Raw genomic sequence first — 22,264 nt, forward strand, 5'->3', positions numbered from 1 at the left:
TGTGGATTATAGTTGGGAGTATCACCGCCTTCATGGTTTCACAACTGATTGATGTTACTATTTTTCATTTTCTAAAAAACAAAACGGGTAACAAAATGATCTGGTTGCGCAGTACGGGATCAACCGTTATCTCCCAATTATTTGATAGTTTCATAGTTCTAGGTATCGCCTTTTGGATGACGGGTAAAATGACCACCGAAGTCTTTATAGCATCGGCTTTTACAGGTTATTTTGTAAAGCTTATTATCGCCATTGCCTTGACTCCTTTAATTTATTTGGGGCATTCCGTAATCGAAAAATACCTGCACAATGAATAATATCACAGATGATAAACCAAGATGTGGCTGGTGTTTGTCCAGCGATTTGTATAAAGAATACCACGATCAAGAATGGGGAACCCCCGTTTATGATGATGCTACATTATTTGAATTTTTACTACTTGAAACTTTTCAAGCAGGCTTGAGCTGGATTACCATTCTCAACAAAAGAGAAAACTTCCGAGCTGCTTTTGACCAATTCGATTATAAAAAAATAGCAGCATACAACGATGATAAAATACTCGATTTATTACAAGATGCTGGTATCATCCGCAACAAACTCAAAGTATATTCGGCTGTAACCAATGCCCAAAACTTCATTAAAATCCAGGAAGAATTTGGTTCCTTCTCCAAATATATTTGGCAGTTCACAGAAGGAAAACCTCTCATCAGTAACCCAAAAACGTTGAAAGACGTGCCTGCTACTACTCCACTTTCGGATAAAATAAGCAAAGATTTAAAAAAAAGAGGCTTTAAATTTGTCGGTTCTACGGTTATGTATGCCTTTATGCAAGCCACTGGAATGGTCAATGACCATGTGGAAAACTGCTGGAAAAAAAGCTGATTTTCAATGGCTATCCTTTACTCAAGATTGGCTGATTTCACAAAAATCACTATTTGATGATAAAAATTTAACTTGAAAAAAAAATCTTCAAACTAAAAAAACCCTTACATTTGTGGCTCACTTTAGGGGTGTCTACAACTTTGTAGGCTGAGAATTACCCTCTGAACCTGATCTAGTTCATACTAGCGTAGGGAAAAGTACGATGACTTCTATGGTCCCTTTTTGGGACAACTTGTAGCCATTCCTAAAGTATAACTATACTAAATTTAAAAGGAATGGAACTTAAAATCAACAATCAAAACAAACATTTTTCCAGCAGTAACTTAACTGTTCAGGCACTTCTTGACTTGGAAATTCCCGAAAAACAAAACGGAATCGCCATAGCCATCAACGACACCGTGATTCCAAAATCCAATTGGAATTCCCATCCCCTTAAAGAAACTGATACCATTTTAATTATTTCCGCAACTCAAGGAGGGTAAATAGTAATTAGTGATTGGTGATTGGTGAATAGTAATTAGTGATTAGTAAGTATCAATTACTGTTTTTTAAAAATCTGCAAAAATCCGCTATATCTGCGTGCCAATAAATCAAAACCAAAACAGACTTAAAAACATTTGACTTGATAACTATTTAAAGCAGCGTGCCAATAAACTAGAACCAAAACAGACTTGAAAACATGCTATACGAATAAATCCGTCCATTAAAAGACAATACAATCAAATAAACGCTACAACCTCAAAACTCATAAAAATGACAAACGAAGAAAAAATTTCAAGAACACCTTTTCCCAATTCAAGAAAAGTATATATCGACGGTGAAATCCATCCGATCAAAGTTGCCATGCGCGAAATCACACTAGCTGACACCAAAATGTCTAACGGTCGTATCGAAAAAAATCCACCAGTTACTATATACGATACATCAGGACCGTTCACCGATCCCAATATAGAAATCGATATTCGAAAAGGGTTGCCTCGCATTCGTGAGCAGTGGATTTTAGACCGCAATGATGTGGAAGAGCTAACTGAAATTAGCTCTGATTACGGAAAGCAAAGACTACGCGATGAAAAATTAAACCACCTTCGTTTCGAATATTTACACAAACCCATGCGAGCTAAAAAAGGAGCTAACGTTTCCCAACTATACTACGCAAAACAAGGCATTATCACTCCAGAAATGGAATACATTGCGATTCGTGAAAACCAAAAATACCAACAATTAGAAAAGCAAACTGCCGCGATGCAATGCCAGCACAAAGGCTATAGCTGGGGCGCAAACACTCCCTCCCCTTCGGGGAGGGCTGGGGTGGGGCCAATCACACCCGAATTTGTTCGTAACGAAGTAGCCATTGGTCGCGCTATAATCCCTAACAACATCAACCACCCTGAAAGTGAACAAATGATTGTAGGGCGTAATTTCTTAGTGAAAATTAATGCTAACATCGGGAATAGTGCTGTAACCTCAACCATTGAAGAAGAAGTAGAAAAATCAGTTTGGGCTTGCCGTTGGGGAGCTGATACCATCATGGATTTATCGACTGGAAAAAACATTCATGAAACCAGAGAATGGATCATCCGTAATTCTCCCGTGCCTATTGGAACCGTACCTATCTACCAAGCTTTGGAAAAAGTTAACGGAATTGCCGAAGATTTAACTTGGGAGGTTTTTCGCGACACACTGATCGAACAAGCAGAACAAGGTGTTTCTTATTTCACCATTCACGCGGGCGTGCTATTGCGTTACATTCACCTAACTGCTGAGCGAGTTACGGGAATCGTATCTCGTGGAGGTTCGATCATGGCTAAATGGTGTTTGTTTCACCACAAAGAGAACTTTCTTTACACCCACTTCGAAGACATTTGCGAGATCATGAAGCAATACGATGTTGCTTTCTCTCTTGGTGATGGTTTGCGTCCAGGTTCTATTGCAGATGCGAATGATGCTGCACAATTCGCCGAATTAGAAACTTTAGGTGAGTTATCTAAAATTGCTTTCAAACACGATGTGCAAGTATTTATAGAAGGTCCTGGTCACGTACCCATGCACATGATTAAGGAAAACATGGAGAAACAATTGGAACATTGCAACGAAGCGCCTTTTTACACTCTTGGCCCACTAACGACTGATATTGCTCCAGGTTACGATCACATTACATCAGCTATTGGTGCTGCTATGATTGGTTGGTACGGTTGTGCGATGCTGTGTTATGTAACGCCAAAAGAACACCTTGGTTTACCCAATAAAAAAGACGTGAAAGATGGTGTGATTACCTATAAAATTGCGGCCCACGCTGCTGATTTAGCCAAAGGGCATCCGGGTTCTCAATACCGTGACAATGCTTTAAGTAAAGCTAGATTTGAATTCCGTTGGGAAGATCAGTTTAATTTATCACTTGATCCTGATACCGCAAGAGAATTTCACGACGAAACTTTGCCTGCTGAAGGCGCTAAGATTGCACACTTTTGCTCGATGTGCGGACCTAAATTCTGCTCTATGAAAATATCACAGGAAATCCGTGACGTTGCCGAAGCTGAAAAAGGAATGGCAGCAAAATCAGAGGAGTTTATTGAGCAAGGAAAAGAGATTTATAGTTAAGCCAAAAAGAAAACAGAATAAAGATCCAAGAGTCAAGATTATGATTGTAATCACGAATCCAATTCCTATAGAAAATGAAACCAACACCATTCACGCTCTTTTTGAGTGTGGATTGGAGTTGCTTCATGTGCGCAAACCTAATTATTCAGTTGAAGAACTAAGGCAGTTTTTATCGAAAGTATATCCTGAATTTCGATCGCGATTGGTTTTACATCAGCAGCATCAAGTAACAAATGAATTTGGAATTTCCCGCATTCATTTTACTGAAAGTGCCAGAGCAGCTTTGGATTTAGAATCAACAAATAATAACGATGTTTATATCAAATCGACTTCGATTCATACAATGGCTGATTTTAACCAACTTGAAAGTTGTTTTGAATACGCCTTTTTGAGTCCGATTTATCAAAGTATTTCCAAACCGGATTATAAATCTGATTTGGACGCAGTTAAAGCCATAACACAGCGAACCAATTGCAAAACTAAACTAGTGGCTTTGGGAGGAATCTCAATTGAGAATATAGAGAAAACCTACCAACTTAGATTTGATGATGTAGCGCTATTAGGAAGTATTTGGAACAGTAATCAACCCATTCAAAATTTTAAATTATGCCAGAAAATCGCCCATTTGTAATAAGTATTGCCGGTTTTGATCCTTCAGGAGGTGCCGGAATCTTGGCTGACTGTAAGACATTCGAACAGCATCAAGTCTATGGTCTAGCTATCAATACCGCAAATACAATCCAGACAGAAAACAATTTTCATGAAATTGAGTGGACTTCGTTAGAATTTAGCATTCGTTCCGTGCAAAGACTTTTTGAAACGTATCCGATTAAGGCAGTAAAGATTGGGATTGTTCCTTCATTATTTTATTTAGGAACCATCGTTTCACTGATTAGGGAAATTGCTCCAGCAACTAATATTGTTTGGGATACTGTTGTATAATCCTCGACTACATTTGATTTTTTGGAAATTAAAAACTACGAATCTCTAAAACTCATTTTAAGCGAAATAGATTTAATCACTCCCAATTATAATGAGATCATAAAGCTATCGCAGGAAGAAACAGATCCTGAATCTATAGCCGAAATGCTGTCAAAATATTGCGGTGTTTTACTTAAAGGTGGTCACAACCCTAACGAACTTGGAGTAGATTATTTATATACTAAAGATCGATTTTATATTTTAGAACCACGTCATACTGATGTAAATGAAAAGCATGGTTCGGGTTGTGTATTATCCTCAGCGATTACAGCTAATCTTGCTAAGGGTGAAACGGAATTAAATGCGTGCAAAAACGCTAAAATTTATATCGAAAATTACTTATTGTCTAACCACACAAAACTAGGATATCATAATGTTTAACAAATTACAATACATCTCGCAAGGAAACTCGGTTGAGGAGCAAACTAGAAATATTCATGAAGCTTTAGACGGCGGTTGCAAATGGATTCAGCTTCGTTTTAAAAATCATTCCCCTGAAGAAACTTTTGCTTTGGCGGTCGCCGTAAAAATTTTATGCGAAGAGTACTTATCGAATTTTATCATCAACGACAATGTTTATCTCGCGCAGCAAATCGCTGCAGACGGCGTACACCTTGGATTAACCGATATGTCGATAACCGAAGCACGCAGCATTCTAGGAGACACGAAAATCATTGGAGCGACTGCAAATACTTTTGAAGATATTCAAAACCACATAAAAAACGGCTGTGATTATATAGGATTGGGTCCGTTTCGATTCACAACTACAAAGGAAAAACTGAGTCCGATTTTAGGTCTTGACGGCTATAAAAACATCCTAACAGAGATGAAAAACAACGGACTTACTACGCCTGTGTATGCTATAGGCGGCATTACAACAGACGATGTTTCTGCATTAATGGAAACTGGAGTTTATGGCGTTGCTATTTCGGGACTAATAACACAATCAGAACATAAAAAAAAGACAATCAAACTACTTAAAAACGACCTTTATGGAACCATCATTATTTAAAATAGGGGATAAAATATTGCAATCTCGTTTGTTTTTAGGAACGGGAAAATTTGGTTCGAATGCCCAAATGGAAGAAGCCATCTTAGCTTCAGAAAGTGAGTTGGTTACCGTAGCTTTAAAACGCATCGATCTCGAAACAGAAACAGATGCTATTTTGAAACACCTGCAGCATGTACACATTAATTTATTACCCAACACCTCTGGAGCAAGAAACGCTAAAGAGGCAATTTTTGCAGCTCAACTAGCCAGAGAAGCATTAGAAACCAACTGGCTAAAACTAGAAATCCATCCTGATCCTAAATATTTAATGCCAGACGCTATCGAGACTTTGAGGGCCACAGAAGAATTAGCCAAGCTAGGTTTTATTGTATTGCCCTACATTCATGCTGATCCTGTTTTGTGCAAGCGATTAGAAGATGATGGAACGGCTGCCGTGATGCCATTAGGCTCGCCTATAGGGAGCAATAAAGGACTTAAGACAATCGATTTTCTCGAAATTATTATCGAACAATCTAAAGTTCCTGTGATTATTGACGCGGGAATTGGTGCACCATCGGATGCTGCGAAAGCAATGGAATTAGGCGCTGATGCTGTCTTAGTAAATACCGCTATTGCCGTTGCAGGAAATCCTAAACTAATGGCAGAGGCTTTTAAAGAGGCCGTAATTGCTGGTAGAAAAGCGTATGAAGCGAGATTAGGACAACAGTATAAACATGCTATGGCATCGAGTCCGTTGACGTCGTTTTTGTATGAATAGTTTATTGCTCTATGATGAAGTTAGATTAGGGCGAAAGTATAAACATGCGATGACGTCAAGTCCGTCGATATCTTTTTCACAGATATAAAATAATTTAATTAGCACGCAGATTTGGCAGATTTTGACAGATGAAAAACATTTTAGCAGATTAGAAAACAATCTGCTGATTTATAATGTTTTAAAACACGTAATAAGAATTATTTGGAGGTAAATTATTACTTTTAATAAAATATAAATTCTTAATAATGACTGAAAACGAAATATCATTTGAAATTAGAGGAGCAATATTCAAAGTTTACAATACACTTGGTCCTGGCTTATTTGAGTCTGTATATGAAAGTGCATTGTATTATGAATTAACTAAGTTGGAATTAAAAGTTGAAAGACAAGTAGAAATCAATATTCCATACGAAGACATCATTTTAGATGTAGGGTTTAGAATTGATTTATTGGTTGAAGACAAAGTAGTCATTGAAATAAAGTCCGTGACAGATTTAGCTCCTATACATTATAAACAAATCACAAACTATTTAAAACTAACGAATAAAAAGCTTGGCATACTTGTCAACTTCAACACAGTAACAATTTTAAATGATATTAAACGCGTAGCAAATAACCTGTAAAATATCAGCGCAAATCTGCAAAATCTGCTTGCAAAAAAACTCAGCAAATACAAAACAGAATGACAACATTCAAATCTACTTTCGAACAATATAATTGGGATGAAATCCAATCCAAAATCTATGCTAGTACTCCAAAGCAAGTGGAGCAAGCCTTGGCCAAATCTAAGAGAGACTTGGATGATTTTTTGGTTTTGATCTCCCCAGCTGCGCAACCTTACTTAGAGGAAATGGCACAGGAATGCCATGAACTAACCAAAAAACGTTTTGGCAAAACAATCCAAATGTATGCTCCTTTATATGTGAGTAACGAATGCCAGAACATTTGCACCTACTGCGGCTTTAGTCTTGACAATAAAATTAAGCGAAAAACGTTGCTAGACTCGGAGATTAGGCAAGAGGTAGCAGCATTGAAAGCATTGGGTTTTGACCATGTCTTGTTAGTTGCTGGAGAGGCAAATTATACGGTGAATATCAACTACTTTCTAAACGCTGTCGATGTGATCAAGAATGACTTTTCGATTATTTCCATTGAGGTACAACCGCTTTCGGAAGAAGAATATGAACGCCTGCATAAAGCTGGTGTTTACTCCGTGTTAGTATATCAAGAGACATACCATCAGGAGGTGTACAAAAAGTATCATACTAAAGGGAAGAAATCCAACTTTGATTTTAGACTAGACACGCCGGACCGCATTGGGAAAGCGGGCATACACAAAATAGGATTGGGTGTGTTATTGGGTTTAGAAGACTGGCGAACCGATAGTTTTTTCAATGCCTTGCATCTAGATTACTTACAAAAAACCTATTGGCAAACGAAGTACTCCGTTTCTTTTCCAAGATTACGACCTGCAGAAGGTACCGATCCGCATAATTTTATCATGGATGATCGAGATTTGACTCAGCTGATTTGCGCTTATCGTTTGTGGAACGAAGACTTGGAGATTTCGATTTCAACTCGAGAGAATGAAAACTTTAGAAACAACATTATTCCTATTGGAACGACAAGCATGAGTGCGGGTTCAAAAACGAATCCCGGTGGTTATGTAGTCGATCCCCAATCGCTAGAGCAATTCGAAATTAGTGACGAGCGCACTGTAGCCGAGATTGCTGATATTATTAAATCAAAAGGCTACGAACTTGTTTGGAAAGATTGGGATAAAAGTTTTGCCCCCTAACCCCCGAAGGGGGAATTCCTTTATAGCGGTAGCTGTTTTTGATACCGTTTAAGTAAGTCTAAGAACCGCACATTAACTGACATTCAATTTACTTTTCACTAGTTACTTTTGACTAAGTACTATAAACTTAGGATGAAATAAATTACCACTTAAAAAAGGTTCTCGACTCTGTTCAAACTGACAGCCGATTTGCTAATTACTATTAACCAATAACTTTTCACTAGTAACTAATTACTAATCACTTTTCACTAATTACTAATTACTCAAAAAAAATGAGCATTATACAAGATTTTTTACGTTACAACCGCCAAGTTATGTTGCCTGAAGTAGGTGACGCTGGGCAAGCAAAAATTAAAAAAGCCAAGGTACTGGTTATCGGTGCGGGAGGCCTGGGCTGTCCTATCTTACAATATTTGGCTACGGCTGGTGTTGGCACCATTGCTATTGTAGATTTTGATACTATCGAAATTCACAACCTCCACCGTCAGATATTATATACTGAAGACCAAGTGGGATTATCAAAAGCTGCAACTGCCAAGGCAACTTTGCAAAAATTAAATCCGTTAATTGAAGTTATTGCTATTCCGGAAAAGGTTACTGCAGCGAATGCGACTTCTATCTTGAATGACTTTGATATTATTGTTGATGGTTCTGATAATTTTGCTACCCGTTATTTAGTTAACGATACTTGTGTGAGTCTGGATAAAACATTGATTTATGGTAGTATTTTAGGTTTTGAAGGACAAGTTGCTGTTTTTAACCATCGAAAGAGTAAAAACCTGAGAGACTTGTTTCCAGATTTGCCTGACCCAAAGGATGTGCCTAATTGTAATAGGAATGGTGTACTAGGTACTTTACCAGGTATGATTGGGACTATGATGGCACATGAGACATTGAAGGTGATATTGGAATTGCCTTGTTTGAGGAATGAGTTGGTTTTGTTTAATACGTTGAACTGGCAGTTTACGAAGTTGAAGTTTTAGGTTTTTTTTGAGTTACTGATTAGCAGAGTTACAAAGTTACAGAGTTGCAAAGTCAAAAGTCTTAAAGTCAAAAGTCTTAAAGTTTGAAAGTCAAAAGTCATAAAGGAAGCTCGATTGTGGGAAATTAGAACGCAGATGACACGGATTTTTTTTGAGTCGCAAAGTTACTGAGTTACAGAGTTACAGAGTTGCAAAGTCGAAAGTCCTAAAGTTTGAAAGTTAAAAGTCATAAAGGAACTCGATTACAGCTTGTAGCACGCAGATTCCGCAGATTTTTTTGTTGAGTTGCAAAGTCGAAAGTCTTAATGTGGATGGTAATTACTTGATTTTGGTACGCACGTAAATTAGATGTAAGCAGATTTAGAAACTGTTCTCCTTAGCTTTATTATATAGTGAACTTCTCAGGCCTTACTATTTTCTTCGTGACAGGGATGTGTTTTGCCCCAGATGGGAGGGGAAAGCCCGGAGGGAAAAAACTATTTTTTCTAGGCGTAAAAGAGCGACCACAGGAAGCTCCTTTTATGACTTTAGAAAAAAAGGTTTTGACAGAGGACTTGTACCGAACAGCTGGATTAGGCTCTACTTATTATCTTTAAGAATCGAAATGAAATCTTCACGTGGTATTTCGCGGCAGCCCAAACTTTCTAGATGTTCGTTGTAGACTTGGCAGTCTAAGAGTTTGTAATTTTCCTGCTGCAAATGGCGGACTAAGGTGATAAAGGCGACTTTGCTTGCGTTCGAAACTTTTGAAAACATGCTTTCGCCACAGAAAATATGACCCAAATCGATCCCGTAGAGGCCGCCTACGATTTGGTCATCTTGCCACACCTCAACAGACTTTGCGATGCCTAGTTCATGCAAATTGCAATAGGCTTCGATCATATCATTAGTAATCCAAGTTCCGTTTTGACCATCGCGTTTTATTTTTTGGCAATTAGAAATTACCTCTCTAAAATTTTGATTAAAAGTAACTTTAAAAATGTTGCGGTTGAGGATGTTTCGCATGCTTTTAGTCACCACCAACTCGTCTAGAAATAAAACCATACGCGGGTTAGGCGACCACCACGTGATGGGTTCGCCATCTTCAAACCAAGGAAAAATGCCGCTTTTATAGGCCAACTGTAACCGCGCTGCTGATAAATCGCCACCCAAGGCAATAATTCCCGAAGAATGCGTTAGTGATACGTCAGGAAAAAACAAATCTTGGGATAAATAATACATGTTGTTCTTATTATAATTAGACTATAAAGTTCTATTTTTGATCAAAGCACTATCAAATTAACTACTACAATGAAAAAAACATTTTTTTTACTTTTACTCATTTTGATGAGTCCGTTATTGCAAATGTATGGACAAAATGTGGATTCTTTAAAGGTGCAAAACAAACTATCTTACAAATCATTTATAGCTCCGGCTGCGCTATTGACCACTGGAGCCTTTTTATTAAATTCGGAGTTTAATGGTGATATTCAAACAAAATCAGGTAAAATTTTTGGCTCAACTTTTAGTTCCGGTGCCGATAATATTTTTCCGTTTGTTCCCATTGCTCAAATCTATATGGGGAAATCTTTAGGGTTTGAATCCAAAACAAATTATAGAAATCAAACTGTGAATATTCTTGTAGCCAATACTGCGACTGTGATTGTAACTGAAATTGCTAAACGAATTGCAAAAAGAGAACGTCCCGACTTATCGGATAATTTAAGTTTTCCTTCAGGGCATTCGGCTGTCGCGTTTACAAACGCTACCTTATTGTATTATGAGTATAAGGATTCTAATTTTTGGTACGCCAGTAGTGGCTTTTTATTTGCGGGTGCAACGGCGGCTTTTAGACTTGCTAATAATAAGCATTTTGCATCAGATGTACTTGCTGGAGCTGGAATAGGAATGGCATCAGGAATTATCTTTTCGCATGTGAGTCCGTTAAAAGCCTTTAGAGTTTCTAAGAAAAAAAATACAACCGCTTTTGTATATCCTCAAATAGGAAATCAAATAGGTTTGGGCGCCGTGATTAACCCTAATTTTTAAGCATAAAAAAAGCCTTGAAATTACTCTCAAGGCTACTATTTTTATTGCTATTGATTAAAAAGGCAAATCGTCTGGCTCTTCCTCATTAAGGTTCGTAGCTGGTGCAAATGCTTGTGCAGCTGGCATAGGCGGTGCTTGTCCTGCAGCCGGAGCTTCAGCTTGTAGCTTAGCAATTCTCCATCCTTGAATAGTATTGAAGTAAACGGTTTCGCCTTGCGCGTTAGTCCACTCTCTACCTCTTAAATTAATATCGATTTTAACAGCTTCTCCTACTTGAAAACTATTTAGTAAGTCACATTTATCTTGAACAAATTGTACAGAAATATGCTGTGGATACTGCTCATCAGTTGTTACAACAACATCTCTCTTTTTGAAACCTCCAGATCCAACTTCTTTAGTTTGATCGATCATTTTAATTTTTCCTGTAACTTCCATCTTCTATAATTTAATTGTTTTGCTCTAATTATTTTTTTGCCAAAAGCACTTTCCATGCTGATAAAACATCATTCTCATTCAAGTACTTTTTCGCTTCTAAGTACACATTTTCCTGATCATCCGAGCTTAACACTCCTTTAATCGAAAAATTTTCTTTTACAAATATACTAACTTCTTCGGTGCTAGGCAAGGCTTCTATATTCCCTAATTTACCTAAATCATTTCCGTCGAAAACAGGACTTTTTCTAACAGGTTCAGGAATAGCGTCTACACCAACTCCCAGCGTAGTTAATGGCTTAGGCACTTCAAACAAACCTTGGTTCGATCTCCCATACCAATTGCCTCCTAGCCTAGACACCAAGTCAATTTTATATTGATCTATTGCTCCGTTTTCGTCTAAAACGGCTTCATGGATGTGTATTTTCACTACCTCGCACAAAACTAAATTTCCAGCTCCGCCTTCCTCACCAAGGGCAATAATTTGAGTTACTTTGCATTCAAATTGCACCGGAGATTCTTGCACTCTAAAAGGCTTTACAAGATCAGATGGAACTTGCGTTAGTCCTGATTTGATGAATTCGTTCACGCCATCAGCATACTCTGTGCTCGCTAATGAGGTTTGTTGTACCATATCATAATTAACCACATTAATAACTACTTCTTTAGTCGCTTCGCAGTTGATTAACGTATGTTTTATACTATTATCACGAACTCTACGTGAGGGTGAAAAAACAAGAATTGGCGGGTTTGCACTAAACACATTAAAAAAACTGAAAGGAGATAAATTAGGATTCCCATCACTATCAACGGTACTCGCAAAAGCGATAGGTCGTGGTCCTACTGAACCTTGCAGGTATCCTTGTAGTTTGGCTGTGGTAATACTTTTAGGGTCAATCGTAATCATGCTTTGTTTTTTTAGGTATCTCTTTACAAAAGTAAGGAAATCGTTCTAGTATAAAAAGAGTCGCGATGGATTTATAAATAGAATCGAAAGCGAATACGCAACATTGCCATAAAATCTAAAATAATCCGATAGAAATTTCGTTATATTTATAGCTCAAAATCTACTCTATGCAGTTTTCTGAAAGACGAAACACCAGTCGCTGGCTGATTATTTTTACTTCCTTTTTTATCATTACTCTGATACTTTGGAACACCTATACTTTTTTTCAAATTTTTAAAAATGAAGAACGTCTAAAAATGAACCTTTGGGCCAAAGCACAAAAAACGCTTATCAACGCAGGTGAAAACACTGATGTGGAACTTCCCTTGCAGATTTTTAGTAACAATACCACCATTCCGATTATTTTAACGGAGAACGACAGCATTATTAATACCGTAAATATTGCTGACGAAATCATTAATGATAAAAATAGCGCTGCTCGATTTCTCGCCACTTTAAAAAATGATAATGACCCGATAGTTATTGAATATGTACCTGGGCGCTTCCAGAAATTATATTACGGTAATAGTGAATTATTAAATAAGCTAAAATACTATCCAGTGGCCTTGCTTCTTATCATCGTGTTATTTGCTGCCTTGGTCTATTATTTTTACCGCAGTACAAAAATTGCTACGCAAAATAAATTGTGGGCCGGAATGGCCAAAGAAACGGCACACCAAATTGGAACACCACTTTCCTCATTAATAGGATGGGTCGAAATATTAAAAGCAGATAATGTAGACGAATCGATTACTACCGAAATTGAAAAAGATATTGATCGTTTGCAAACGATAACCGAACGTTTCTCCAAAATAGGATCCGAGCCTGTTTTAGAACGCAGCGACATTGTTGCCGAAACCATCGCGTCCTATACCTATTTACAATCTCGTTTTTCAAAACAAATTGCGTTTACTTTTGAAGCACCGGATTCACCTATTTTTGTAAAACTAAACCCTACGTTGCACAGCTGGACGATCGAAAACCTAGTTAAAAATGCGATTGACGCAATGAAAGGGAAAGGAAGTCTCGATTTACGAATTAGCCAAGACCAAGATCAGGTGAGAATTAGCGTTAAAGACAGCGGCAGCGGTATCAGTAAAAACCAATTTAAGACCGTGTTTGAACCTGGGTTTACCACTAAAAAAAGAGGTTGGGGATTGGGATTGTCCTTAACCAAGCGAATTGTAGAGGAATACCATAAAGGAATTATTAAAGTACTGCAGTCCGAAATAGGAAAAGGAACTACTATGCAAATGATTTTTAAAAAAGAAGCATGATACAAGGGCAACCCACTTAATACACTCTTTTATAAAACATTTTTTCTCGACTAGTTGGCGATTTTGAAACGTACTGATAAACAAAGTTCTTGTGCTCAATTGTCATTTGCAGCGCTGCGCTTAACGACTGTTGGAGTCCGTTTACACTTTGCTTGTTAGCATCACTCAACTGCCCTAGATTGCCTAATGACTTTTGGCACCACAGCAATTTATCATAGGGACTCAGAATCATATTTTTGATCAGATTATCATTTTTTAACGGCTTAAACTGTCTGTTTTTAAAGGCAATAAATTGATTCAATTCCGCTACGCCCTCGTTGTATTTTTTTAAGATAAGATTCAATTGTTCAAAAGAGCGCTCCTCTAGCACATAAGTCATTTTCCTATCGTTATAGGAAAGCATCTCAGCAATCATCGCATTCTTAATGCCGTTTTCACGAATTCTTTTTGATGAAGCTATTAGTTGTTGTTCTTCGTCTTGCATTGCTGCTTTGGCAATTTCTTGTTCAAAATCAAAGTACTTTTTTGCTTTAGAAGGCAAAAGTTTTCCTGAAGTGAACTCTGCATTGGTAATAGGATAATTTAAAAACTGCCACACATAGTCATAAGGCATGTGAGAGCTAATCATTTCCTGCGGTTGCACTTTGTAATAGGTATCTCGTAGTCGCTTTTTAAACTGACCACCATCAATATAACCTGCCGCCCAGGTAGGATCAAAAAGATACCATTTGCCACTTACTTTTGATGCACACCAGGCATGAGGAATACGACCGACTTCGCCATATTGCTTCGTATAGCCTCTAATAATTACAGTTTCTACTCCTAGTTTATTGGCTAAATCACTAAAAACTTCAGCATAATTTTTACAAACTCCTTTTCGGGATTTTAAGGTTTTTGCAATTCGATCTTCGAGCAATTGGTCTTGTTGCAGCGATTTAATATTAGCCAAATCGTAACTGATGTTAGCGGTTGTCCAATAAAATACGGCTCGTATTCTATCATCAGGAGTACTGAATTTAGATTGAATGTAATTGGCAATAGCGCCTGTAGAAACGGTTGCGCTACTGGGGATTTTAGAAATGGGACTGTCTATCCTGCTGTAATCTGCTTTGGCTTGACCAAAACTGAAAGACACATAAAATAAAGTAAAAAATAAACGGAGAGATTTCATTGGTATGGGGAGGCTTTCTTTTAAAATAGAAGGAACTATCTGGTTTTAAACGAAAACCATACCAATTTATTGGGTTGTACTAAAAATTACAGTTTCGAAGCAATGCTGGCTGCTAGTTGTTCGAATTCTTCTTTTGTTAAAGTAACTTTATTTTGAAAGCGAATCTCGTCCATGGCATTCAACGGGATCAGGTGTACGTGCGCATGTGGTACTTCAAGACCAATCACCGACATTCCTACTCGCTTGCAGGGTACTGCCTGCTCTAGAGCGATAGCGATTTTTCTGGAAAAATGCATCAGTCCTAAATAATGTGCCTCGTCCATTTCGAAAATTTTATCAATTTCAAACTTAGGAATACAAAGCGTGTGCCCTTTGGCATTTGGATTTACATCTAAAAAAGCCAAATAATTTTCGTCTTCGGCATTTTTATAGCAAGGGATTTCTCCGTTTACAATTTTGGTGAATATCGAACTCATCGTAAATACAATTTTGGTTTTAAATCAAATTAGCTAGTAAGGTTTACTCTCTTGAGATTTCTAAAATTTCAAATTTCAAGACACCATTAGGCACAGTGATTTCAGCAACATCACCTACTGATTTTCCTAGCAATCCTTTCCCGATAGGAGAAGTAACTGATATTTTTCCGGTTTTCAAGTCGGCTTCACTTTCAGCAACCAAAGTGTATTTCATTTCCATGCCGTTAGTTTGGTTTTTGATCTTTACAATCGAAAGCACCAAAACTTTAGATAGGTCTAGATTAGATTCATCGATCAATCTCGCGTTAGAATGAACTTCCTCTAGTTTAGCAATACGCATTTCTAGCATTCCTTGTGCTTCTTTGGCTGCATCGTATTCAGCGTTTTCAGATAAATCACCTTTATCTCTAGCCTCGGCAATATCAGCAGATGCTTTTGGACGCATTACATTTTTTAAATAATCTAATTCTTCTCTTAATTTCTTTAATCCTTCTGCGGTATAATAAGATATTGCGCTCATAGTTTGGTCGTTTATATAAATAGAAAAAATCCCATCAGGACGGGATTTCTTTCCACAAAGATACTAATAATTTTTAAAGTCTATAATTATATGTTAATCATATCTATTTCAAAGTTAAATAATTTAAATTTGTTTTACTAATAGTTCCAACTTATTTTAAAACATGAAAAAATCACTGCTTCTACTGCTTCTACTTCCTTTGTTTATGGGATGTAGCGATAATGGTTTTAATAATAACAATCCTTTTTTATCTAATTATTCGTTTACCGCTGACTTGAATTTAAATTTACCGGCTTACTCCAATTTAAAATTTGCAAGTAATGCAATTTATTATTCTAGTCCAGCCGTTCCACGTGGTATTTTTATTTTTAATACGGGAAGTGGTTTTAATGCATTCGATGCCGCTTGTCCTAATCAAGCCATCAGTAGCTGCTCGACCATGACACTCAAAGGCATTAATGTAGTTTGTGCTTGCGACAATACGGAGTATAGTTTATTTACAGGACAAGGCGGAAAGCAATATCCTTTGAAACAATACCGAGTGGAAGCCAATGGAACAAATCTTCGCGTTTATAATTAAATCAAAAAAACCTGAAAGCCGAAACTTTCAGGTTGTACTACAAGTCAATTTTATTACTTAAAATTTCAATGTCATTCCCACTAAAAAGTTAATACCTGCTTGAGGATAATAACCCGTTCCTTCGATGGTGGTAACTGCTGGCGGGTTAGAATAATCATCATCGAACGTATAAAAATATCCATTAGAGATGTATTTGTAATCAAAGATATTATTAACTAAAGCCGAGAAAATAATTGTGACTGTTTATTTCTATTAAAGCAATTTTCTCCATCATAATATTAAAATTTGCAAAAGAAACTCACGGTGACAGTTAATAATTCTGAATAAAACTCGACTTTATTTATTGAATCGAAGATTATCTGTTTTACAATTTACAATTAATATTATCATGTCATTTACTACTTGATTTTCAGAATTCTTTGTGTGTGACCTAAATCGAACCACTTGAATTTTGTATCTAATGGTGCTTACACCGTTTACAAAAAACATTACAATGCAGTAAGAAATAACTTAAAAAGTAATATTGTATTTATTTTCCTCATAACTTAAGATAGTAATCAACCAAAGCTAGCGTGAGTCTTGGTTGATTCAAGCGATCAAAATAATTGTCTTTTTCTAAAAAATGAAAAATATATCATTGGTCCAATAATTGGCAAATATAATTGCAAGAATATTAAATTATTTTTTTGCCTACTACTTAAATTTTTGTCCTTTTTGATGATAATTATTGTACAGCTAATACCTACAATAATTAATACTATGAATAAAGATATTCCTATTGTTTCGTAATTCATTTGATATTAATTTAATTAGTAGCTGAAATATAGACACAGGCAGCTGTTGTTGAACCCCAACAACTCAACCAACCTGCAACTGGAAAGTCACAAACCCATGATGAAAAACCATCAGCGTCTATTGCATCAGCAACACATTTATAACATTCAGAAAAAGAAACATCACCATTTTTGTTTGCATCACATAAATGTCTCTTTGCAAATATATTTTTTATATTGGGGTTTCTAAATTTCTTATATTTGTTCGACAACTTTTCAGACAAACCTTCACTTTTCCAAGATTTAATTTTGTTTTTTTCTACAACAATAGACGAATGCATATAATTATCAAAATTCAAGTCAACCATTTCAATTTGACCAGTCAAAGTCTTTGAATTAAACTTAGCTAAATTAATAAAATTTAGCGCATAAGTATCTCCATTAGGAAGGTATGATGTATTTTTTAAATCAACTACTTCTAATTTTCCAACTATTTTATTACCATCCTTTACTGGAATACTTAAAACTGTAATTTTTTGATTTTCAATTGAAATTTCTGCCGATTTAATTTCGCCGTAAATAATCGTGCCAAATTTTGCAATATCTTCTTTGTGATTTAAATAAGTTTTAGAACCAAGAAATTTCGTTGCTAAAGGGTCTTGGTTTTTTTCGACTTGGTTTTCATTATTTGTACAAGCAACAAATATTAATGCATTTAACGCAATAAGTAGAATTGCGAAAATTGAAATTTTATTTTTTTTGACATTTTGATAGTTTTTGTGAATGTTTTTTCATTCAATTATTTTTTCTTTTAAAATTGCAAATAGGTTATTATTACAAATATTACACTTTAAGTACATATCTTAACATTTAACCATTAGGTTATGTGTATAATTCGGTAATATTTTTTTTCTCTTACCTATACCTCTGTCGTATCAAGTGTTATAACAAATCTCGGACGTAAAATACTAATTTTTCCATTTTTACTTGGTTTAAATTTATAATTATTTTCTGGTTAACCAAGACAAATATGAAAAAAAAAAAACTAATTTCTACAAATATTATTACAAATTTAACTAAATTTTAACATGTTAATACTTTCATTGAAAACACAAAACCCTGATTGACAATATTTAGATAAAATTAAAAATGTAAGATGTACTGTTAAAAGTTTTAGCAATCCCATTAGCCGATTCTAATGGTTTATTTGTAACGTCAGAAACCACACCAGTGATAGTACTAGATTGCGAGAAGGTAAGAGTGGTGAAAAGAAAGAAAATAAAGAAACTCTTAATCATTAATGCTTAATTTGAAAGTACTTTTTTAGAATATTGTTCTTCACTTATTATTTTTCCTTTCGGAAAGTCAATCTTTATTATCTCATCGCTAAAGTCTACTACTGTAGCAAGATAGGTAGTTCTATTTTCTGTTAGTTCCAAAATAAGCCCGGTAAACCGTAATAACTTTTTGGACCAAAACTGTATGGCAAACTAGGTGCAAACCAACAGACTACTTCCTTAGTTTTAGCTTCACCATATCTGTTTACAAATGGTATTGTTAGCGTTGCTTTGTAACACAAATAGACTCCAATCATTTTAGAATCCGTTCCTATTTGCCAATCTTGCTTGTCTAATTTTTCTTCTATCAAGGTTCTGTCACTCATCGTTATAATTTGCCTACTGGTTTCAAAATCAGTATGCGTTTCATTAGATGCTTGTAAAGCTCTAGCAACTGCGCTTAACTTTTTATCCTTTTCTGACTCAAAATTTAATTTGGTGTTTTGGATGAAGTGTGATTGCTGCTTATTAAAAGTCAACTGAAATTCCAGTTGATTAGCTGCACTTAAAATGTTTGTTGTAAAATCTTTGGATTCTTGCGACTTAAGGCCGTCTAGATCCATTTCGTAATTGAAATTATAGGTAACACCACCTGATGTTTGCGCCAAGGCTACTGTGGTAAATAATAGTAAAAAAAGGTACTTCATCGGTCTATATGGATAATTGATTCAGTTTTCGAAAAGATAAATTAAACTTTAAAAAATAAAAATATAGAATTTTTCTGATAAAGCAAGCGAAAACAAAAAAATTACCTACAAAAAAACCTGAAAGCCGAAACTTTCAGGTTGTACTACAAGTCAATTTTATTACTTAAAATTTCAATGTCATTCCCACTAAAAAGTTAATTCCTGCTTGAGGATAATAACCCGTTCCTTCGATGGTGGTAACTGCTGGCGGGTTAGAATAATCATCATCGAACGTATAAAAATATCCATTCGAGATGTATTTGTAATCAAAGATGTTATTAACCAAAGCCGAGAAAATAACCGACTTAAAAATTCCTTTTGGCTTTAACTCATACGACGCATTCAAATCATTTACGAAATACGATCTTAGCTTAGAGCTTGGAGCATCAATATTTCCCATGAATTGATCGCCCACAAATTTAGACAAGAACGTTAAGTGCAAATTCTGAACAGGAAGTACTGTAAATGCATTTCCTGCAATAAAATCTGGAGAGTAAGCAATATTTGTGTTTCCTAATGCTGTTAACACACCATCACGTTTAAAAAAGAAATCTTTATTTTTATTGGTACTAATCGTCATATTCGGACGTAAAAATACCTTATCCGACAAAGTAATGGTAGCATCAAGCTCAAGTCCTAAACGGTAACTGTCTCCGCTATTTTCTCTCACAGGCGCACCTACATCATCTAACGCTCCCGTAAGAATCAGTTGGTCTTTATAAGCCATGTAATAAATGTTGGCGTTCAGTTTTACTTTTGCAGTAGCGTGACGCAATCCCAACTCAAAATCATTTAATTTCTCTGGTCGCGGACTTCCGTTTTCGTAATCCGTTCTATTCGGTTCGCGATTCGCTCTTGCGTAAGAGAAATACAATGCATTGTTTACATCAATTTCAAAATTCAAACCTGCTTTTGGATTAAAGAAATTAAAGTTATCGTTAACCAATCCTGTTTCTGCGCCATTCGCTTTGTAATGCACCGAACGTATTTGTAAATCACCAAAAACGCTTAGCTTATCTAAGATTTGGTAATTTGCCTTTGCAAAAAGATTACCATCTGTTTTTGTAGCGAAATCTTCGTAATAACGGTCCCCAAGTTCTGATGTCGAAGCATAACGGGCCCAAATTACTTTACCAAAATGAATCCCTTCGTATTTATTGTAACCACCACCAACGATAAAGTCTAGCTTTTCGTCCTTATAGTTTGCTGAAAATGTAGTCCCGTAAAAATCATTATCCAACCATTTCTGGCGAATTAGATCAGTTCCTGGAACTAATTCGCCAGCATAATTTTCCACTATTTTCGTTGGCTGAATTCCGCCATATCCTTCAACGGGTTCATCGTATTTGTAATTTTCATAGAAACCACTTCCTTTGGTATAATGAAAAGCAAGATTTGTATTCCAGTTATTAGAAAGCTTTTCATTCCAATGCAATTGGTAATGATCTTGTTGGTAATTGTCGGTTTCGTTGTCATAAAAACGAGTGTTACCCAATTCATCGGTATAAATACCTGATACATTGAATGTTCTATCATTTTTTAGCTTGTCCAAATCTTCCAGACCATTCCACGACTGATAGGTTTTTTCTTTTCCACCAAAAGCTAATGCTTTAATCAAGGTCGTTTTTCCAACATAAGTTCCTTGCAAGAAATACGATTTTAAATCAGAAGTCGCACGGTCAATATAGCCGTCTGAGTTTAAAGCCGAAACTCTTCCTGCTAATTCAAAATGATCATTCAATAATCCTGTACTGAATTTTACCGTGTGTTTACGCGTATTGAAACTACCAAAAGAGTTTGATATTTCGCCATTAGCCACCTTCGCATAACTATCTGTAAGCATGTTTAGGCTTGCGCCAAAGGCACCCGAACCGTTGGTAGACGTTCCCACACCACGCTGCAATTGTAAACTCTCTAGCGAAGAGGCAAAGTCAGGCATGTTGACCCAAAAAGTACCATGACTTTCAGAATCGTTGTACGGAATTCCGTTTATCGTAACATTCACCCGGGTTGCGTCGCTACCACGTACACGAATACCCGTATAACCTACACCATTACCCGCATCCGAAGTAGTCACTACAGAGGGTAAATAATTCATTAAAATAGGAATGTCTTGCCCCAAGTTGCGGGGAGCGATTTCTTTTTTACTGAGGTTACTAAAGGGAACTGGTGTTTTAGTAGTCACACGTACCGCTGATACTAGCACCTCATCTAATTTATTAACGGTGGTTGTATCTTTTACTTGCGCAAAAGAAACCGTACTGCATACAATAGCGAAAAGAGAAAGTGAAACTGTTCTAAGAGCAGAACATTTTTGAATTGATGCAGCTTTGCAACTTTGAGATTGTGCATCTTTGAAACTAATAATTGTTTTCATCCGTAAAAATTCACGAATAAAAGGGGGAATTATTCTTTTTGTTATATTGATAAATGATTGTTTCCTATGACTAACAGCAGTGTTAACTGCCTACTCAAGTCATTTTTTCCCTTAGCAACATTACTTGCTCAGGTTCGTTGGGTATAATCTCAGCTCGTTATTTAGAGCACCCCTTTGAGACGGTGCAAATGTAAATCTAAAAAGGCTAAAAATCAAAATAGAAATTGCACTTTTTTTCGACCTATTCTAAATTGGGTTTCTTCCTGTTTTGTTTCACTTGAGAGACGCTCTTTTTATCTTTTATTCGTTTCCTAATAACTCCCTTGGGCACTTTAGTTGCCTTTCGTTCTTTAGGAACTTCTAATCCTTTTTTTATAATTTGCAAAAATCGTTTGGTAACCAACTCTTTATTTTTTAATTGGCTACGATCTTCATCGCAATTTAAATTAAGAATTAAATCAGTTGTAAGTCGGCTTTGAATGTTTTGTTCTAAAAGTACTTTTTCTTCTTCTGATAAGACCTGCGAATTTTTCAAATCAAAGGATAAAACCACCTTTGAAGACACTTTGTTCACATTTTGACCACCGGCACCACTGCTTCGTACTGCTTTATAGTTTAGTTCTGACACTAGTTTATTCCACTCCATGACA

Annotated in this window: 24 protein-coding genes, 1 pseudogene and 1 riboswitch; of the genes and pseudogenes, 15 read left to right on the plus strand and 10 right to left on the minus strand. The window is 36.2% G+C overall.

Annotation, left to right across the window (positions count from 1 at the left end; translation table 11 throughout):
* The 12 genes and pseudogenes from P8M54_RS14250 to P8M54_RS14305 all read left to right on the plus strand — a co-directional run.
* Nucleotides 1-317 (plus strand): queuosine precursor transporter (locus P8M54_RS14250; RefSeq protein ID WP_300288649.1); only part of this gene is annotated, 317 nt, incomplete at its 5' end.
* A complete protein-coding gene (locus P8M54_RS14255) occupies nucleotides 310-882 on the plus strand; it encodes a DNA-3-methyladenine glycosylase I (protein ID WP_300288650.1) in 573 nt (190 codons plus the stop codon). The genes P8M54_RS14250 and P8M54_RS14255, both read left to right, overlap by 8 nt.
* Before the next feature lie 114 nt (nucleotides 883-996).
* A riboswitch (TPP riboswitch) is annotated at nucleotides 997-1,093 on the plus strand.
* A 64-nt stretch (nucleotides 1,094-1,157) separates the two neighbouring features.
* The gene (gene thiS, locus P8M54_RS14260) at nucleotides 1,158-1,364 is read left to right on the plus strand and encodes a sulfur carrier protein ThiS (protein WP_300288651.1); all 207 of its coding nucleotides are present in this window, start codon (nucleotides 1,158-1,160) and stop codon (nucleotides 1,362-1,364) included.
* A 271-nt stretch (nucleotides 1,365-1,635) separates the two neighbouring features.
* Nucleotides 1,636-3,480, plus strand: coding sequence for a phosphomethylpyrimidine synthase ThiC (gene thiC, locus P8M54_RS14265; RefSeq protein WP_300288652.1), 1,845 nt, complete (start codon nucleotides 1,636-1,638; stop codon nucleotides 3,478-3,480).
* A gap of 40 nt (nucleotides 3,481-3,520) precedes the next feature.
* A complete protein-coding gene (locus P8M54_RS14270) occupies nucleotides 3,521-4,111 on the plus strand; it encodes a thiamine phosphate synthase (protein ID WP_300288653.1) in 591 nt (196 codons plus the stop codon).
* Nucleotides 4,087-4,842: pseudogene (locus P8M54_RS14275) on the plus strand (hydroxymethylpyrimidine/phosphomethylpyrimidine kinase). Before P8M54_RS14270 ends, P8M54_RS14275 begins: the two are co-directional and overlap by 25 nt.
* Nucleotides 4,835-5,473: a thiamine phosphate synthase gene (locus P8M54_RS14280; RefSeq protein WP_300288654.1), complete on the plus strand. Its 639-nt coding sequence runs from the start codon at nucleotides 4,835-4,837 to the stop codon at nucleotides 5,471-5,473. Before P8M54_RS14275 ends, P8M54_RS14280 begins: the two are co-directional and overlap by 8 nt.
* Nucleotides 5,454-6,230, plus strand: a complete 777-nt coding sequence (locus tag P8M54_RS14285) for a thiazole synthase (RefSeq protein ID WP_300288655.1) — start codon at nucleotides 5,454-5,456, stop codon at nucleotides 6,228-6,230. The genes P8M54_RS14280 and P8M54_RS14285 overlap by 20 nt, the downstream gene beginning before the upstream one ends.
* A 245-nt stretch (nucleotides 6,231-6,475) precedes the next feature.
* Complete coding sequence (locus P8M54_RS14290; RefSeq protein ID WP_173854855.1) at nucleotides 6,476-6,853, plus strand: GxxExxY protein; 378 nt, start codon at nucleotides 6,476-6,478, stop codon at nucleotides 6,851-6,853.
* Nucleotides 6,854-6,912: 59 nt separating this feature from the next.
* A complete protein-coding gene (thiH, locus tag P8M54_RS14295) occupies nucleotides 6,913-8,028 on the plus strand; it encodes a 2-iminoacetate synthase ThiH (protein ID WP_300288658.1) in 1,116 nt (371 codons plus the stop codon).
* A 272-nt stretch (nucleotides 8,029-8,300) separates the two neighbouring features.
* On the plus strand, nucleotides 8,301-9,011 hold the full coding sequence (locus P8M54_RS14300) for a HesA/MoeB/ThiF family protein (protein ID WP_300288661.1): 711 nt from the start codon (nucleotides 8,301-8,303) through the stop codon (nucleotides 9,009-9,011).
* 392 nt (nucleotides 9,012-9,403) lie between these two features.
* Complete coding sequence (locus P8M54_RS14305; protein ID WP_300288662.1) at nucleotides 9,404-9,607, plus strand: hypothetical protein; 204 nt, start codon at nucleotides 9,404-9,406, stop codon at nucleotides 9,605-9,607.
* Here the strand turns inward: P8M54_RS14305 and aat are convergent.
* Nucleotides 9,591-10,232: a leucyl/phenylalanyl-tRNA--protein transferase gene (gene aat, locus P8M54_RS14310; protein ID WP_300288663.1), complete on the minus strand. Its 642-nt coding sequence runs from the start codon at nucleotides 10,230-10,232 to the stop codon at nucleotides 9,591-9,593. The two genes, P8M54_RS14305 and aat, sit on opposite strands and share 17 nt — an antisense overlap.
* 69 nt (nucleotides 10,233-10,301) lie before the next feature.
* Between aat and P8M54_RS14315 the strand changes: the two genes are divergently transcribed.
* A complete protein-coding gene (locus tag P8M54_RS14315; RefSeq protein ID WP_300288664.1) occupies nucleotides 10,302-11,039 on the plus strand; it encodes a phosphatase PAP2 family protein in 738 nt (245 codons plus the stop codon).
* Between the two features lie 54 nt (nucleotides 11,040-11,093).
* Here the strand turns inward: P8M54_RS14315 and P8M54_RS14320 are convergent, their stop codons facing one another.
* Both P8M54_RS14320 and P8M54_RS14325 read right to left on the minus strand, forming a co-directional pair.
* Nucleotides 11,094-11,474 carry a DUF3127 domain-containing protein gene (locus P8M54_RS14320; RefSeq protein ID WP_300288665.1) on the minus strand — a complete coding sequence of 127 codons (381 nt, stop codon included), beginning with the start codon at nucleotides 11,472-11,474 and terminating at the stop codon, nucleotides 11,094-11,096.
* Nucleotides 11,475-11,502: 28 nt separating this feature from the next.
* Complete coding sequence (locus tag P8M54_RS14325) at nucleotides 11,503-12,378, minus strand: flavin reductase family protein (RefSeq protein WP_300288666.1); 876 nt, start codon at nucleotides 12,376-12,378, stop codon at nucleotides 11,503-11,505.
* A 167-nt stretch (nucleotides 12,379-12,545) separates the two neighbouring features.
* On the opposite strand from P8M54_RS14325, the gene P8M54_RS14330 reads away from it, so the two are divergent.
* Nucleotides 12,546-13,694 (plus strand): HAMP domain-containing sensor histidine kinase, encoded by a 1,149-nt coding sequence (locus tag P8M54_RS14330; RefSeq protein ID WP_300288667.1) that lies wholly within the window; start codon nucleotides 12,546-12,548, stop codon nucleotides 13,692-13,694.
* A 16-nt stretch (nucleotides 13,695-13,710) separates the two neighbouring features.
* On the opposite strand, the gene P8M54_RS14335 is transcribed toward P8M54_RS14330, so the two are convergent.
* The 3 genes from P8M54_RS14335 to greA form a co-directional block, all read right to left on the minus strand.
* Entirely contained in the window at nucleotides 13,711-14,865 is a 1,155-nt protein-coding gene (locus P8M54_RS14335) for a transglutaminase domain-containing protein (RefSeq protein ID WP_300288668.1), read from the minus strand.
* A gap of 86 nt (nucleotides 14,866-14,951) precedes the next feature.
* Nucleotides 14,952-15,341 (minus strand): HIT family protein, encoded by a 390-nt coding sequence (locus P8M54_RS14340; RefSeq protein WP_300288669.1) that lies wholly within the window; start codon nucleotides 15,339-15,341, stop codon nucleotides 14,952-14,954.
* Nucleotides 15,342-15,384: 43 nt separating this feature from the next.
* Nucleotides 15,385-15,861: a transcription elongation factor GreA gene (gene greA, locus P8M54_RS14345; protein WP_300288670.1), complete on the minus strand. Its 477-nt coding sequence runs from the start codon at nucleotides 15,859-15,861 to the stop codon at nucleotides 15,385-15,387.
* A gap of 163 nt (nucleotides 15,862-16,024) precedes the next feature.
* Here greA and P8M54_RS14350 point away from each other — a divergent pair, with 163 nt between their 5' ends.
* Nucleotides 16,025-16,441 (plus strand): hypothetical protein, encoded by a 417-nt coding sequence (locus P8M54_RS14350; protein WP_300288671.1) that lies wholly within the window; start codon nucleotides 16,025-16,027, stop codon nucleotides 16,439-16,441.
* 805 nt (nucleotides 16,442-17,246) lie between these two features.
* On the opposite strand, the gene P8M54_RS14355 is transcribed toward P8M54_RS14350, so the two are convergent.
* The 4 genes from P8M54_RS14355 to arfB all read right to left on the minus strand — a co-directional run bounded on the left by P8M54_RS14355 (nucleotide 17,247) and on the right by arfB (nucleotide 22,260).
* The gene (locus P8M54_RS14355) at nucleotides 17,247-17,600 is read right to left on the minus strand and encodes a hypothetical protein (protein WP_300288672.1); all 354 of its coding nucleotides are present in this window, start codon (nucleotides 17,598-17,600) and stop codon (nucleotides 17,247-17,249) included.
* 1,043 nt (nucleotides 17,601-18,643) lie between these two features.
* Nucleotides 18,644-19,198, minus strand: a complete 555-nt coding sequence (locus tag P8M54_RS14360) for a GLPGLI family protein (protein WP_300288674.1) — start codon at nucleotides 19,196-19,198, stop codon at nucleotides 18,644-18,646.
* A 163-nt stretch (nucleotides 19,199-19,361) separates the two neighbouring features.
* Nucleotides 19,362-21,614, minus strand: coding sequence for a TonB-dependent receptor (locus tag P8M54_RS14365; RefSeq protein ID WP_300288676.1), 2,253 nt, complete (start codon nucleotides 21,612-21,614; stop codon nucleotides 19,362-19,364).
* A 241-nt stretch (nucleotides 21,615-21,855) separates the two neighbouring features.
* Complete coding sequence (arfB, locus tag P8M54_RS14370; protein WP_300288677.1) at nucleotides 21,856-22,260, minus strand: alternative ribosome rescue aminoacyl-tRNA hydrolase ArfB; 405 nt, start codon at nucleotides 22,258-22,260, stop codon at nucleotides 21,856-21,858.
* Nucleotides 22,261-22,264: the final 4 nt, after the last annotated feature.

Origin of the sequence: Flavobacterium sp., assembly GCF_029242675.1 — a bacterium.
GTDB lineage: Bacteria > Bacteroidota > Bacteroidia > Flavobacteriales > Flavobacteriaceae > Flavobacterium.

Bases quoted from the DNA above. Each gene is read 5' to 3' on its own strand.
- P8M54_RS14255 (WP_300288650.1), top strand. From the start codon at position 310: ATGAATAATATCACAGATGATAAACCAAGATGTGGCTGGTGTTTGTCC.
- thiS (WP_300288651.1), top strand. From the start codon at position 1,158: ATGGAACTTAAAATCAACAATCAAAACAAACATTTTTCCAGCAGTAAC.
- thiC (WP_300288652.1), top strand. From the start codon at position 1,636: ATGACAAACGAAGAAAAAATTTCAAGAACACCTTTTCCCAATTCAAGA.
- P8M54_RS14270 (WP_300288653.1), top strand. From the start codon at position 3,521: ATGATTGTAATCACGAATCCAATTCCTATAGAAAATGAAACCAACACC.
- P8M54_RS14280 (WP_300288654.1), top strand. From the start codon at position 4,835: ATGTTTAACAAATTACAATACATCTCGCAAGGAAACTCGGTTGAGGAG.
- P8M54_RS14285 (WP_300288655.1), top strand. From the start codon at position 5,454: ATGGAACCATCATTATTTAAAATAGGGGATAAAATATTGCAATCTCGT.
- P8M54_RS14290 (WP_173854855.1), top strand. From the start codon at position 6,476: ATGACTGAAAACGAAATATCATTTGAAATTAGAGGAGCAATATTCAAA.
- thiH (WP_300288658.1), top strand. From the start codon at position 6,913: ATGACAACATTCAAATCTACTTTCGAACAATATAATTGGGATGAAATC.
- P8M54_RS14300 (WP_300288661.1), top strand. From the start codon at position 8,301: ATGAGCATTATACAAGATTTTTTACGTTACAACCGCCAAGTTATGTTG.
- aat (WP_300288663.1), bottom strand. From the start codon at position 10,232: ATGTATTATTTATCCCAAGATTTGTTTTTTCCTGACGTATCACTAACG.
- P8M54_RS14315 (WP_300288664.1), top strand. From the start codon at position 10,302: ATGAAAAAAACATTTTTTTTACTTTTACTCATTTTGATGAGTCCGTTA.
- P8M54_RS14320 (WP_300288665.1), bottom strand. From the start codon at position 11,474: ATGGAAGTTACAGGAAAAATTAAAATGATCGATCAAACTAAAGAAGTT.
- P8M54_RS14325 (WP_300288666.1), bottom strand. From the start codon at position 12,378: ATGATTACGATTGACCCTAAAAGTATTACCACAGCCAAACTACAAGGA.
- P8M54_RS14330 (WP_300288667.1), top strand. From the start codon at position 12,546: ATGCAGTTTTCTGAAAGACGAAACACCAGTCGCTGGCTGATTATTTTT.
- P8M54_RS14335 (WP_300288668.1), bottom strand. From the start codon at position 14,865: ATGAAATCTCTCCGTTTATTTTTTACTTTATTTTATGTGTCTTTCAGT.
- P8M54_RS14340 (WP_300288669.1), bottom strand. From the start codon at position 15,341: ATGAGTTCGATATTCACCAAAATTGTAAACGGAGAAATCCCTTGCTAT.
- greA (WP_300288670.1), bottom strand. From the start codon at position 15,861: ATGAGCGCAATATCTTATTATACCGCAGAAGGATTAAAGAAATTAAGA.
- P8M54_RS14350 (WP_300288671.1), top strand. From the start codon at position 16,025: ATGAAAAAATCACTGCTTCTACTGCTTCTACTTCCTTTGTTTATGGGA.
- P8M54_RS14360 (WP_300288674.1), bottom strand. From the start codon at position 19,198: ATGAAGTACCTTTTTTTACTATTATTTACCACAGTAGCCTTGGCGCAA.
- P8M54_RS14365 (WP_300288676.1), bottom strand. From the start codon at position 21,614: ATGAAAACAATTATTAGTTTCAAAGATGCACAATCTCAAAGTTGCAAA.
- arfB (WP_300288677.1), bottom strand. From the start codon at position 22,260: ATGGAGTGGAATAAACTAGTGTCAGAACTAAACTATAAAGCAGTACGA.